Annotated in this window: 11 protein-coding genes and 1 pseudogene; all 12 read right to left on the reverse strand. The window is 47.0% G+C overall.

Going from position 1 to position 13,800, the window contains the following annotated elements:
- Positions 1-65: 65 nt before the first annotated feature.
- Positions 66-716: pseudogene (ccmA, locus tag ACRC53_RS11330) on the reverse strand (cytochrome c biogenesis heme-transporting ATPase CcmA); the annotation flags it as partial.
- A 330-nt stretch (positions 717-1,046) separates the two neighbouring features.
- Positions 1,047-1,472, reverse strand: a complete 426-nt coding sequence (locus ACRC53_RS11335) for a DUF2802 domain-containing protein (protein WP_438643506.1) — start codon at positions 1,470-1,472, stop codon at positions 1,047-1,049.
- On the reverse strand, positions 1,472-1,960 hold the full coding sequence (locus ACRC53_RS11340; RefSeq protein ID WP_438643507.1) for a chemotaxis protein CheW: 489 nt from the start codon (positions 1,958-1,960) through the stop codon (positions 1,472-1,474). Before ACRC53_RS11340 ends, ACRC53_RS11335 begins: the two co-directional genes overlap by 1 nt.
- 158 nt (positions 1,961-2,118) lie before the next feature.
- The gene (locus tag ACRC53_RS11345; RefSeq protein ID WP_438643508.1) at positions 2,119-3,342 is read right to left on the reverse strand and encodes a protein-glutamate methylesterase/protein-glutamine glutaminase; all 1,224 of its coding nucleotides are present in this window, start codon (positions 3,340-3,342) and stop codon (positions 2,119-2,121) included.
- A 93-nt stretch (positions 3,343-3,435) separates the two neighbouring features.
- Positions 3,436-5,577: a chemotaxis protein CheA gene (locus tag ACRC53_RS11350; protein WP_438643509.1), complete on the reverse strand. Its 2,142-nt coding sequence runs from the start codon at positions 5,575-5,577 to the stop codon at positions 3,436-3,438.
- A 44-nt stretch (positions 5,578-5,621) separates the two neighbouring features.
- A complete protein-coding gene (locus ACRC53_RS11355; RefSeq protein WP_438643510.1) occupies positions 5,622-6,341 on the reverse strand; it encodes a protein phosphatase CheZ in 720 nt (239 codons plus the stop codon).
- A gap of 44 nt (positions 6,342-6,385) precedes the next feature.
- Positions 6,386-6,757: a chemotaxis response regulator CheY gene (cheY, locus tag ACRC53_RS11360; protein WP_438643511.1), complete on the reverse strand. Its 372-nt coding sequence runs from the start codon at positions 6,755-6,757 to the stop codon at positions 6,386-6,388.
- Between the two features lie 55 nt (positions 6,758-6,812).
- Complete coding sequence (locus tag ACRC53_RS11365; RefSeq protein WP_438643512.1) at positions 6,813-7,535, reverse strand: RNA polymerase sigma factor FliA; 723 nt, start codon at positions 7,533-7,535, stop codon at positions 6,813-6,815.
- Positions 7,528-8,415: a MinD/ParA family protein gene (locus ACRC53_RS11370; RefSeq protein WP_438643513.1), complete on the reverse strand. Its 888-nt coding sequence runs from the start codon at positions 8,413-8,415 to the stop codon at positions 7,528-7,530. Before ACRC53_RS11370 ends, ACRC53_RS11365 begins: the two co-directional genes overlap by 8 nt.
- Positions 8,408-9,979: a flagellar biosynthesis protein FlhF gene (gene flhF, locus ACRC53_RS11375; RefSeq protein WP_438643514.1), complete on the reverse strand. Its 1,572-nt coding sequence runs from the start codon at positions 9,977-9,979 to the stop codon at positions 8,408-8,410. Before flhF ends, ACRC53_RS11370 begins: the two co-directional genes overlap by 8 nt.
- An 18-nt stretch (positions 9,980-9,997) precedes the next feature.
- Complete coding sequence (flhA, locus tag ACRC53_RS11380) at positions 9,998-12,094, reverse strand: flagellar biosynthesis protein FlhA (protein WP_438643515.1); 2,097 nt, start codon at positions 12,092-12,094, stop codon at positions 9,998-10,000.
- A gap of 499 nt (positions 12,095-12,593) precedes the next feature.
- Positions 12,594-13,727, reverse strand: coding sequence for a flagellar biosynthesis protein FlhB (gene flhB / locus ACRC53_RS11385; RefSeq protein WP_438643516.1), 1,134 nt, complete (start codon positions 13,725-13,727; stop codon positions 12,594-12,596).
- Positions 13,728-13,800: the final 73 nt, after the last annotated feature.

The raw sequence follows: 13,800 nt of genomic DNA on the forward strand, positions 1-13,800 counted from the left end.
GCGCTGCCGTGCTGTGCAAGTGCAAAAGAGCTATCAACGTGATCTGTGCTTGTGCACTGTGCTTGCAGTTTGATTTTTCGCAGCAAGGTGGGGCTTTGTGTCAATATCTCTTGGTGAGTGGTCAGTAAAACCATTCCCCCTTTGTGGATATGTTGTTCAAATAGGCGTGTAAGTACCGCAACGCCGTGTTTATCAATGGCAGTAAGTGGCTCATCTAAAATCCATAAACGGCAAGATGTGAGCCATAAGCGAGCCAGTGCTACCCGCCGCTGCTGTCCGGCAGAGAGTTGCCATACAGGTAGGTCTTCACGCCCTGCTAATCCAACACGTTCAAGAATTGCAAACAGACTGTCTGTTGTACTCTTTGGTTTCGCGGGTAAGAGAGCATGGGGGGATAAACGGTTGTGTTGATTAATATTGCGATAAAACGCCAGATTTTCCCATGCACTCAGCTCTGGTTTAATACCAGCTTGATGGCCAAGATAGAGTAAATCTTGATGATAGATTTCGCGGCAACGGGTGATAGGTTCACCTTGCCAACGCACAACACCCGATACCGGTTGTGACAGCCCAGCTAGAATACGCAATAAGCTGGTTTTTCCGACACCATTCGGGCCTTCTATCTGTACTAATTCCCCTGGTGTTACAGTGAAATTGAGCTCAGAAAATAGCGGTTGCTCGCCCCGGATACAGCTTAATTCACAAGCGTCCAGCATGGTTTTTGTAAACACATTGATAAGAGAGGACACAATAATAACACAATCAGTAGCATGACTGGTTATTTCAACACTTGTTGTTATTGTGGGCAGACACACAACACAATAACTCTTTCTAGTTATTAAAATAGAATAACTTCAGCAAGTTAGCGTGAATTTTTACGTGAATAAGGATCAAATTCAAGTGCAAATTATGCGCTTTATCTATTTTTAAAGTGAAAGTGTGAGGAAAGATGATCCAGCGCAAGCGGGATCATCTGTAACGATAAAGCCTTGTGTCTACACTGCTATCAGTCAGGGTGTAGATTGTTACAGTATGCTATGCTGTAGTTAACCACGCCGCTCTTTAATTTGGCGACGCAGGTTTAACAGCAATTCTGCTTCTGCTTTGGGTAGCTCACACTCATGCATGAGTTCATCTAACCCTGCCCCCATCTCTGCCAATTTAGTTGCTCGGCTGTATAGACGTTGCTCAGGGTCAATGTAGGTCACTTCTGTCAGCTTTTGGGTTAACCACTCTTGCTTATCTAACACTTGGTGCAATTCATTGCCTAGCCCGGTGAAGCCATTACGCAACTCTTCCACATTTTTGTCGACAGTTTCAAACTGTCGCCTGGCCGCTTTTAGCAGAACTTCACTGGCCTCTACACGCCGTAAAGCCAACCGGTGTTGCTGGCGCAAGTGCCAATATCCCCACAATAGCCCCAGCAAAACAACACCTTGTATACTCAATAGCGCCATGTTTACGATAGTCATTACAAGCCGCTCAGTTCATCCCACTCATCATGAGTCAGTAATTTATTTAAATCGACCAAAATCAGCAGCTCACCTTCACGGTTCGACACACCTTGAATAAAGCGTGCGCTCTCATCAGTACCAACATTAGGGGTTTTATCAATTTCAGAGGTGCGTAGATAAACTACTTCAGCCACGCTATCAACCAAAATACCGATGACTTGCTGTTCAGTTTCAATAATCACAATACGGGTATTATCCGTAATCGCATTTGGGTATAACCCAAAACGAGCTCGAGTATCAATAACAGTGACAACATTACCACGCAAATTAATAATGCCTAAGACATAGGCCGGCGCACCCGGTACAGGGGCAATTTCGCTGTAACGCAGCACTTCTCGCACCTGCATAACATTTACGCCAAACGTTTCATCCCCTAACTTGAATGTCACCCATTGCAAGACTTGATCGCGCTGATTACCTGATTCTAATGTTTTGATTTGGCTCATGTTCGGCTCCTCAATCTGTTTTTATTCTGTTTTTATTGCAGGATGCAAGAAACATTAGCACCCTGAGTGATCAAATGGGGATCTTTGGCTCTCTTAACGGTATTTTTTACTCAGCGATACCGCAGGTTTAAAAGAGAGCTTCAAGAGCAGCAAGCCGATTAAACAGCCCCCATTTCGGTTAAAATCTGTTGGCCTATTTTACTCAGCGGCAATATTTCGCGTGCAATGCCTGCTTTTACTATCGCTTGCGGCATGCCGTATACCACGCAGCTCTCTTCATCTTGCGCCCAGATAGTTGCGCCTTGTTCGTGCAGTAAGACTGCGCCATCACGCCCATCGGCCCCCATTCCAGTAAGTACTACTGCTAAAACTTTGTCTTTATACTGACGAGCACATGATGCAAACGTAACATCAACACACGGTTTATAATTCATACGCTCACCGCCATCGAGAATACGGATTCGCATAGCCCCTGGACGGCCATCTAATACCATCTGTTTACCACCTGGGGCTAAATAGGCCATCCCCGGTTGTAACAAATCACCATCGGTAGCCTCTTTCACGCTGATTTTACACAGGTTATTTAAGCGGGCAGCAAATGCAGCAGTGAACGTTGAGGGCATGTGTTGAATCAGTAAAATGGGCTGGGCAAAATTTGCAGGAAACTGTGTCAATAAATGTTGCAGTGCTACAGGGCCACCGGTTGATGTACCAATAGCCAGCAATTGGTAACTTTTCCCACTGCGACGTGAATGCCCCTGATTGCGTGGTGCGTGCAAGGTAGATAAAAGTGTGCGTGTTGTACTATTTGATGCTGCCTGACTCTCTGTTTGGCGGCTTGGTGACAATCGCCCCTGTGCAGAGGTTACACCTAACCGGGCTTCAGCCGATTGCCCCCCTACATCAGATGAGTGGCGTGCAACATGAGCCCTCGATGAGCCAGTGCTTACCATTGCCGCATTATTGCGTAGCACAGATGCAGATCGGCGACGTGCAATAGAGATCACGCGTTGTTGCAAAACAGCAACGGCCTCTTCCCGATCGCGGGCAATATCTTCAAATTTTTTGGGTAAAAAGTCAGCGGCTCCTGCATCAAGCGCATCAAGGGTAGCTCGTGCCCCTTCGTGAGTGAGCGAAGAGAACATCAATATTGGGGTCGGGCTGACACGCATAATCTCACGCGCAGCATCAATACCGTTCATCACCGGCATTTCGATATCCATGGTGATCACATCAGGTTTTAATTGCTGCACTTTCTCTAGCGCATCACGGCCATTGCTTGCAGTATCAATCACTTCTATTCGCGGATGACTATTCAGGATCTCGCTCACCCGACGGCGAAAAAAGACTGAATCATCCACCACCAACACTTTGATACTCATTATCCCTCTACTTATTTCTCTTTATTGGGCAACCTTGCCGGCATCTGGTCTGTTTATTGGCGGTATTTGCCTTGGCAATAACCGCCAGTCTCGTTATCGGCCAGTGTAGTGTTTCAGCAGACCAGGAACATCGAGGATCAAGGCGATACCACCATCACTGGTAATAGTCGCCCCTGCCATTCCTGGCGTGCCTTGCAGCAGTTTGTCGAGTGCTTTGATCACGACTTCTTCTTGGCCAATGAGGGTATCAACCACAAAACCAATCCGCTGATGTGCAATCTGGACAATCACAACATGGCCAAATTGTGGCCGAGGTTCACTGTTATGTGTTTTCTCTAGCCAATCTTGTAAATAAAACAGTGGAACGGCTTTCTTGCGTACGATGGTGGTCAACTGGCCATCAACGGTGTTGGTGCGGCTCAAATCAAGGTGGAATATCTCATTTACACACGCAAGTGGCAGTGCAAATGTCTGTTCAGCAACGCCAACCATTAAGGTAGGTAAAATAGCCAATGTCAGTGGCACTTTAATCTCTAAACGTGTACCGCGCCCCTGCTCTGAATCAATATGAATCGCACCATTGAGTTTGGTGATACTGGTTTTTACTACATCCATACCCACGCCACGCCCTGAGATATCAGAGATCTCTTTTTTCGTGGAAAAACCGGGGGCAAAAATCAGGGCATACGCTTCGTTATCACTCAGACGTGCGGCAGACTCTGTATCCATCATTCCGCGATTAACGGCAATGTTGCGCAATTTATTGGCATCCATTCCCGCACCATCATCTTCAATAATGAGTAGGATATGATCGCCCTCTTGTGAGGCAGACAAACGTACTGAGCCTTGTGCTGGCTTACCGGCTTTTTGGCGGACATCTGGCATTTCAATACCGTGATCGACTGCATTACGCACTAAGTGCACCAGTGGATCGGCCAATGCTTCAACCAGATTTTTATCCAAATCTGTATCTTCACCGCTCAGTTCAAGCTGTACCTCTTTTTTCAGGCTACGGGCTAAATCACGTACTACGCGTGGAAAACGGCCAAAGACTTTACGGATAGGCTGCATGCGGGTTTTCATCACCGCGCCTTGCAAGTCAGCCGTCACCACATCAAGATTGGCACAGGCTTTGGCCATCTCTTCATCTTCGCTGTTCAGCCCTAAACTGACCAGACGATTACGCACTAATACCAGCTCTCCGACCATATTCATGATCTCATCGAGTGTTTTAGTATCAACCCGCAATGTTGTTTCAGCCGCAGAGGTATTTTTAGCCACTTGAGCCTGTGCACTGTTATTCGATGGTTGTGCGGCTATTGTGGTAGATGCGAAGGTAGAGACTTCTGCAGGCGGTGTGGCTTCCTCTGGTACAATGTCTAATGAGGGGGAGATCCATGCGGACTCTTTTATCATACCCGTGTTTAATGCCGGCCCTTTACCAACACCGTGCAAGTCATCAAGTAAACGCTCAAATTCATCATCAGAAATAGCCTCTGTAGACACAGTCTCTTGCTCCGGTGTCTGTGTGGCTACAGGTATAGCAACATGGGGGGTATGTGCTCCGTTACAAGGGGCTTGCCCTACACCGTGTAGTGTATCTAATAGACTTTCAAACTCATCATCAGAGATATCATCTAATCCAAATTGACGATCAGCAAGTAAGCAGGGAGTGCTGTCATTAGAAGGCTTCGGTGTGAGTGCGTTCGCAGGTGACAAGCTTGCTGCTAGGCTTAGCGCATGATCGGCACGCGGTGTATTTGCCACTGGCTCTAATTTCACATCCGAATGCATACCCGGTGTTATCTCTGTTTTCGCTTGGGTATGATCAGTGAGGGTGATAGGTTGGGGATCACACAACTGATGTAGTTCATGCAGCAATGCCGGAGAGGCTGGCTCTGGCTCATCACCTTGCTGAATCTGCTGAAACTGAGCAACGATAGTATCGAGTGCCAGCAAGATTACATCCATGAGGTTAGAGTCAATACTGCGCTTGCCATTACGCAGTACGTCAAACACGTTTTCTGCGCCGTGACAGGTATCAACCAGTGCGGTTAATGCCAGAAAGCCTGCACCACCTTTAACGGTGTGAAACCCGCGAAAGATGGCATTGAGCAGCTCTTTATCATTAGGTTGTTGCTCAAGTTCAACCAATTGTTCTGATAACCGCTCAATAATTTCACCGGCTTCAATCAGAAAATCGTGCAGGATCTCTTCATCTAATTCAAAACTCATCACGTACTCCTGAACATGGCACAGATACGGGGATAGCTTGGTGGTTAAAACCCTAAGCTAGAGAGCAGATCGTCAACATCATCTTGGTTTTGCACCACATCAGTGCGTTTTTCACGATCATGTATTGGGCCTTCGGCGCTGATTGCTTGCTCGTGGGTGAGCTCAGTGTGTTGCTCGCTCTCTGGCATACCAAACGATTTCATGATAGTGATAAGATGCTCTTCAACTTCCCCGACAAGCCCGGTTACACGGCGGATAATCTGACCGGTAAGATCTTGAAAATCTTGTGACATCAAAATTTCAGTCAGTTGTGTACGCAGTTGATCACTCTGCTGCTGAGTCAATTTTAGGAAGGTATCAAGTTCGATACAGAGTGTTTTAAATTCGCCCAGCTCCATTTCACGGTTAAACAGCTTTTGCCAAACCGGTAAAATGGCCTCAATTTGTTGCGCTAAACCATCAGCAATAGGCAATGCAGCATCCACGGCATCCATAGTGCGATTAGCCGCATTTTCAGTCATACTAACGACATAGTTCAGACGGCCTTGTGCATCAGGTAAATCTTGTTGTGTTAGCTGATTTAAACGCGGATCAAGCTGAAACTCAGACAGACCACTGTGCAAAACACGGGTCACTTTTCCGATTTCGTTAAACAAAACATTGTAGTCACTCGTTGCTAAAGTCGTGATGATTTGATCGGCTTCATCTTGTTGACCAGCTTCAAGTAAACTCACCAACTCTCGTGCTTGTTCAAGGGTGATCATCAATCTCTTCCATTTTATGGCACTATTTATGTATAACCGTGGCGTTACTGCATCCGTACAAAAATTTTGTCGAGTTTCTCTTTCAAAATAGCCGCCGTAAATGGTTTGACGATATAGCCATTTACACCCGCTTGTGCCGCTTCAATAATCTGCTCTCGTTTGGCTTCTGCGGTAACCATCAGTACCGGTAAATGGCGCAAACTCTCATCAGCGCGGATCACTTTGAGCAGATCAATGCCTTGCATGCCAGGCATATTCCAGTCAGTCACCACAAAATCAAAGCCACCACTACGCAACATCGGTAATGCTGATGTGCCATCATCAGCTTCGTGTGTGTTGTTAAACCCTAGATCACGCAATAAATTTTTAACAATACGTCTCATCGTTGAGAAATCATCAACAATCAGAATTTTCATCTCTTTGTCCAAAGGAGCCTCCGGTGAGGTGTTACTGACTAAAATAAAGTGATATTTATACCGCTGACCATGCTTGTAACTTGGCGCGTAAACGGTGTGTTGTCTGGCTAAGAATTTGGCTAATGCGAGATTCACTCACACCCAACACAGCACCAATCTCTTTTAGGTTCAGCTCTTCATCATAATAAAGTGATAAAATCAGAGCCTCACGCTCAGGTAATGAGCGAATCGCATCAGCCAATGCCTGCTGAAAGTGCATCTCTTCTACGCCCTGAAAAGACAAGTCTTGATGACGCGCCTCAGGGGCAAATGCGATATCTTCAGGCATACCCAGATCATCAAAACCGATAATTCGCCCACCATTTACATCTTGCAGCATGTGGTGGTAGGCATCGGTTGATATCTGTAAATAGTCGGCCACTTCGTTGTCACGTGGGTTACGCCCAAGTTGCTTTTCAAGCTGGCTAATAGCATCGGTAATACTACGGCTATTACGGTGTACTGAGCGGGGTATCCAATCACCGCGGCGAATTTCATCTAACATTGCACCGCGAATACGAATACCTGCATAGGTTTCAAAACTTGCCCCTTTGCTGGCATCATAATTTTGGTAAGCTTCCAGCAGACCAATCATGCCCGCTTGCACCAGATCTTCGAGCAATACGTTCGCAGGTAAGCGCCCAAGTAGATGGCAGGCGATCCGTTTGACTAGCGGCACATAACGCATCAGTTCACTATCGCGATCTTGGCACTGTTGATAAGCACGTGCTTTATTCACGTACACTCTCCCCTGCATCAACCGGCCGACGCAGCAACCGCTCAACAAAAAACTCTAATTGCCCATTCGGATGGTTTGGTGCAGGCCATGTACGCACTCGGTTTGCCAACGTAGTCAGCGCAACTGCCGCTGGTGATTGTGGATATGCTTCAACAACCACTTGCTGTTTACGTACAGATTGCCGCACATGATCATCAAGCGGAATACAGGCAACCAGTTCAAGATTAGCATCGAGAAAACGCTCAGTAACACTGCTTAGTTTGCTAAACAACTCAAGCCCTTCGCGATAACTCAGCACCATGTTCACCACAATTTTAAAGCGTAAAATACCGTGCTGACGGTTCAAAATTTTGATCAACGCATAAGCATCTGCAATCGAAGTTGGCTCATTGCAGACGGTAATTAATATCTCTTGTGCCGCTTTTGCAAAACTGATAACCATCTCAGAGATACCCGCCGCGGTATCAATGAGCAACACATCAACCTGATCTTGCAAGGCACTAAAAGCGCGGATTAACCCAACATGTTGTGCAGCAGAAAGATCAGTCATTGATTGCGTGCCCGAAGAGGCCGGGATCACTTTTAACCCATATGGCCCTTCAACAATAATATCGGCCAGCTCACATAACCCTGCTAAAACATGCGAAAGGTTTTTGCCTACCCGCAGCCCTAACAGTAAATCAACATTTGCCAAGCTCAGGTCTGCATCAAAAATCATGACGCGCACACCTTGACGCGCCAATGCAACGGCCATATTCAAGGTAATATTACTTTTTCCTACACCGCCTTTACCGCCCGTGACTGCAATCACTTTGGTTCGAGCAGGTTGTACTAAATTGCGCAAACCACTGGCTTGATCATTTAACATCACGTTAGTCATAACAATTTACTGCCTGCGTTAGAGTCCGTTCTTCGCTTGTCCAAAAATGCTGTGCAGTAGGGTGTTTATCGAGTAACTCAGCAGCCCGATTGACCAAATATTGTTGATCAGCAATACGAATATCTTCCGGCACACGCTGGCCATCGGTGATATAGCTGATCGGCAACGCATTTTGGATCGTGACACTCATCACTTCACCTAAACTTAAGCTCTCATCGAGTTTGGTTAAAATAGTTCCGGCCAGCGGAATACGACGAAAATGCTCGACTGTCTCTTGAAGGACACTGCGCTGCGCCGTTGCTGGTAATACCAAAAAGTTGCGTATGCGCTCACCTTGCGTCTGTATAAGCGTATTTAATTGCTCAGTTAAACGCAGATCACGTTGCCCCATACCTGCGGTATCCAATAATACAAAGCGTTTATGCCGTAACTGATACAGTACAGCGGCCAGTTCATCTGCATCTTTAGCTATCCGAACCGGACAGCCTAAAATACGACCATACGTTGCCAATTGTTCATGTGCGCCAATACGGTAGTTATCGGTAGTTACCAGTGCAATATGCTCTGCGCCGTACTCCATGGCATACAAAGCGGCAAGTTTGGCGATCGTGGTCGTTTTTCCCACACCCGTTGGGCCAATGAGCGCAACCACACCACCACGTTTAAGCAGATCATCTTCAACCATGGTTAACTGCGCTTCGAGCAGGGTTAACACCAGTGACCAAGCCTCAGCTAAAGCCGTATTTTCTGGGATATAGCAGATCAACTGCTCAGAAAGCTCTGCTGGAAACCCCATTTTCAATAAACGATCAATCAACATGGCACGCACGGGCTCTTTACGTTCCATCTCTTGCCACATTAAATTCGAGACTTGATGCTCAAGTAAGCGGCGTATCGATAACATCTCAGCCTGCATCTGTTCGATAACGCGTTGGTTCTCTTGGGCACGTGAACGTGAACGGGTTGAGCTGCTGTTCGCTTGTACTGAGGTTGCAGTATGTGATGAACGTGTTGCCTGTGGTGGCTCGGTATGCCCCCCCTCGTGTCGACGGCGTTGCTGGCGCGCCAGCAGAGCACTGAGCGAATCGATAGGTGGTTCTGACGTATCAGTACTACGCATTCCGTCAATGGATGAGGCGTTACGACTCACACCTAATGCCTGCATTTGCCCTGCCAAAACAGCACGATTTTCTGGCAATGGGTATGATGATGTGCCACGTAATCGGCTATTTATCACGGGCGAAACTCGCTTATCTTCTGCATCAACAGAAAAACGAGGTGCTACCGCTGGCAACCCAAGTGGTGCTGAGGCACTGCTCTGCTTCTCTTCCTGAATCCGCTTACGGGCCGCGGTCAGTTGTGCGACCAGTTCGCGTTTAACCGCTTCATCTTCTTCTGCTCGGCTAACCAACGCAGGCGATGCTGCATCATCAAACGCGGCAACGATTTCAACCCCCCCTTCCACTTTTTTGTTCGACATGATGACGGCATCAGGCCCTAAGTGCTCTTTCACTTGTTCCAGAGCCTCTCGCATGTCTTTGGCAAAAAAACGTTTAATTTTCAACACTGCCTCCTGACGGTGTTATCGACCGACTGAATTAACAATGCGGATCTGTTTATCATCTGGCACTTCCTGATAAGAGAGTACCCGTAAGCTGGGTATGGCATTTTTCACAAAGCGCGCCATGGTTGAGCGCAATACGCCAGAGGTCAGTAGAACGGCAGGCTCTCCTTGTAACTCTTGCTCTTGTGCAGCCTGTAGCATTGATTGTTGCAGACGCTCGGCTAATCCAGGTTCGATGCCTCCGGCATCACCGCCTGCTGCTTGCATAGTCTTATGCAACATCTGTTCCAATTCTGGAGCAAGGGTGATCACTGGCAACTCAAGGCTATTGCCGTTGATCTCTTGGACTATCATTCGACGTAAAGCAATGCGAACAGCCGCAGTCAGGACATCGGGATCTTGGCTGCGTGGTGCATACTCTGTTAATGTTTGAACGATAGTGCGAATATCGCGTACAGGAATGGCTTCACTGAGCAGGTTTTGCAGAACTTTGACTACCGTACCAAGCGGCAAGGTGTCTGGAGAGAAGTTCTCAACCAGTTTTGGTGCGCTGCGCGCAAGCATTTGCAGCAGGTTTTGTACCTCTTCATGGCCAATCAATTGTGAGGCATGGTTAATCAAAATCTGGCTGATGTGCGTTGCTACAACAGTGGCAGCATCAACCACGGTATAACCCAGAGCTTGGGCATGTTCACGGCGATCGGGGGTTATCCATACCGCCTCTAGCCCAAAAGCCGGATCGCGGGTAGATTGACCTTCAATCGTGCCAAAAACCTGACCGGGATTAATTGCCAACTCACAATCATGGCGAATTTCAGCCTCACCGTAATTGACACCCATCAGCATAATGCGGTAGGTGCTCGGTTGCAGTTCAAGGTTATCGCGGATATGCACCGAAGGCAGTAAAAAGCCCAGATCTTGGGATAGCTTTTTGCGCACCCCTTTAATGCGCTCTAACAGCTCACCATTTTGGCCGCGATCAACCAGCGGAATAAGCCGATACCCAACCTCAAGCCCAATAATATCAATAGGCTGCACATCATCCCACGAGAGATCTTTGTGTGGCGCAGGCAGCGCATCAGGTGGGGTATTTGTGGTTTTTTCAGCTTGTTTGTTTTGCCGTTTTTGCTGTTCTAGTTTCCAATACACAATGCCAGCAAATACCAGTGCTAATGATAAAAATGCCAGATGCGGCATGCCCGGCACGATGCCCATCACAAACAAAATACCGGTGGCGATCATCAATGATTTTGGGTTACCGGTCATCTGTTCGACCAGTTGATCACCCATATTTTCAGAGCGATTTTGCCGCGTAACCATAATAGCGGCGGCGATTGACAGCAGCAGTGAAGGGATTTGAGCTACCAGACCATCACCGATAGTCAACAGGGTATAAATAGCCAGAGCTTCATCAACCGACAGCCCATGCTGCATCATCCCGATAAAAAATCCGCCGATGATGTTGATAAACAAAATCATGATCCCGGCAATGGCATCGCCTTTTACAAACTTCGATGCACCGTCCATCGAGCCATAAAAGTCAGCCTCGCGGGTAACCTCTTCACGGCGCGTACGTGCCTGATCTTGGTCAATCAACCCTGCATTCAGATCAGCATCAATCGCCATCTGCTTGCCGGGCATCGCATCAAGTGTAAAGCGCGCACTCACTTCGGAGATCCGCCCTGCACCTTTGGTTACGACCATGAAGTTAATGATCATTAAGATCACAAACACCACGATACCCACTGCATAATTGCCGCCGATAACAACATTACCAAAAGATTCAATAACTTGCCCAGCAGCCTCTGGCCCATTATGCCCTTCTAGCAGGACAACCCGTGTCGAGGCCACATTCAGAGCCAAACGCAGCAAAGTGGCAATCAGCAGTACAGTTGGAAAGACGGCAAAGTCGACCGGTTTTAAGGTGTACACCGAGACCATCAGCACGACCAGCGCCAGTGCAATATTGAAGGTAAAGGCCATATCCAGCAGCATCGGTGGCATTGGTAATACCACCATCGCTAGCGTTGCCAGTACCAGTATTGGTGTACCAACTCCCTGTAAACGCTGTAGTTTTTCTCTCGGAAACTTTGCTAATGCTGATTGAAAATTCATGAACCATAGACCTGAACGTATGCCACTGGTCACTCAGCCTGTTTATACGAATAACGCTTTACTCACCAATACAAGATAAAAGCAGAGCGACAGGAATTTGGCTGAACACCGTCAATATCACGTAACAAAGCAATATAAGTGCCAATAGCCGAAAGATAATTATGTCAAGCGAAAATCTGTGAAGCTGATTAAACTCTGTTAATCTGCCATTTCACAGTATAAATCGGTGTTAACCCTATAATTTCAATCGGTTGGACGCTGATGTGGGAGGTGCAAGATTAGCAAAAACGCCGTAAACGCTCGCTCGATAAGGGCAGGGAAAAGCCACGTTAATTCAGTTGGATGCAATAAATAGGCAAGTGATAAATAGATAAATAGATAAATAGATAAATAGATAAATAGATAAATAGATAAGCATCCACAAAAAGAGTAAGAGTGCGCTACGCTTCTGTTTATGCTTTTCTTGATCTTTTAATAAAAAATAAAGCCACTTTTCGCATTAGCGTTGTAAATCATCTGGAATAGGTAACGTTTCGGGTAAAGGTATCGGGCGGCGGAAGGTGCGCCCTGCTTGATACTGGCGCAACTGAAACACATAGGCCAATACTTGTGCTACAGCCACAAAAAGCCCGTCGGGAATCGGCTGCTCTAGCTCTGCGCTATGATACAGTGCTCGTGCTAATGGCGGCGCGGCCACAATTGGGATAGCATGTGCATTAGCAATTTCACGGATTTTCATTGCAATAATATCAACCCCTTTGGCTACCACCACTGGCGCTTTGTCTTTATCGCGCTGATAACGCAGAGCCACCGAAAAGTGCTCAGGGTTAGTGACAATCACATCGGCAGTTGGCACTTCCCCCATCATTCGGCGGTTGGCCATTTCGCGCTGTAATTGGCGAATACGCCCCTTAACTTGCGGATTTCCCTCGCTATTTTTGTACTCTTCTTTTAGCTCTTGTTTGGTCATCATCAGTTTTTTTCCGTGATTCCACAACTGATATGGCACATCAATGGCTGCGACCAAAATCAGGGTGCAACTGAGCAACAACACAAACCACAATAGTGTATCAACTGCATGAATCATATTTTGTGGGAAGGCTTCCATACTCAGTTGTGCTAAATCATCACGGGTGGTTATCAATAAGCGCCATGTGGTGATGCCAAGCAGTAAAATTTTGAGGATAGATTTGCCTAACTCAACCCAACTTTGCATCCCAAACATACGCTTAAAGCCTGACATAGGGCTGAGTTTATTCAGTTTTGGCATCATAGCTTCAACAGAGATATTAAACCCTCCGACCAAGGATGCCCCCAAAATAGAGGCAATAAACAGCAGCAGTAAAATCAGGCTAAAAGAGGGCAGCATTGATAGCAATGCATCACACGCAATCGTGAGCAGAGCATCGGCATCAAACACTTCATCGCGGGTAAAACTGAACAGTCGGTGCATCATATTGGCCAGTGCAACGGCCAGTTTTTGCCCAAACCAAAGCAGTGCGACAGAGCCTGTCACAAGCACAATGACCGTGGCAAATTCACGTGAACGGGCAACCTGCCCTTTTTTACGAGCATCAGCTAACCGTTTTTCAGAAGCCTGTTCACTGCGCTCTTGCCCGTCAGACTCGGCCATCAGAAACCTGCTTATGGTAATTTACTGGCTCATGGCAAATAAATGCTGAAACGAAAACAGACACTGCCGATTG

This window comes from Plesiomonas sp. (genome assembly GCF_051652165.1).
In the GTDB taxonomy this organism is placed as follows: domain Bacteria; phylum Pseudomonadota; class Gammaproteobacteria; order Enterobacterales; family CAMTGL01; genus Plesiomonas.

What these genes read in the sequence shown, in the direction of transcription:
- ACRC53_RS11335 (WP_438643506.1), bottom strand. Translation starts at nt 1,472, where the DNA reads ATGACTATCGTAAACATGGCGCTATTGAGTATACAAGGTGTTGTTTTG.
- ACRC53_RS11340 (WP_438643507.1), bottom strand. Translation starts at nt 1,960, where the DNA reads ATGAGCCAAATCAAAACATTAGAATCAGGTAATCAGCGCGATCAAGTC.
- ACRC53_RS11345 (WP_438643508.1), bottom strand. Translation starts at nt 3,342, where the DNA reads ATGAGTATCAAAGTGTTGGTGGTGGATGATTCAGTCTTTTTTCGCCGT.
- ACRC53_RS11350 (WP_438643509.1), bottom strand. Translation starts at nt 5,577, where the DNA reads ATGAGTTTTGAATTAGATGAAGAGATCCTGCACGATTTTCTGATTGAA.
- ACRC53_RS11355 (WP_438643510.1), bottom strand. Translation starts at nt 6,341, where the DNA reads ATGATCACCCTTGAACAAGCACGAGAGTTGGTGAGTTTACTTGAAGCT.
- cheY (WP_438643511.1), bottom strand. Translation starts at nt 6,757, where the DNA reads ATGAAAATTCTGATTGTTGATGATTTCTCAACGATGAGACGTATTGTT.
- ACRC53_RS11370 (WP_438643513.1), bottom strand. Translation starts at nt 8,415, where the DNA reads ATGACTAACGTGATGTTAAATGATCAAGCCAGTGGTTTGCGCAATTTA.
- flhA (WP_438643515.1), bottom strand. Translation starts at nt 12,094, where the DNA reads ATGAATTTTCAATCAGCATTAGCAAAGTTTCCGAGAGAAAAACTACAG.
- flhB (WP_438643516.1), bottom strand. Translation starts at nt 13,727, where the DNA reads ATGGCCGAGTCTGACGGGCAAGAGCGCAGTGAACAGGCTTCTGAAAAA.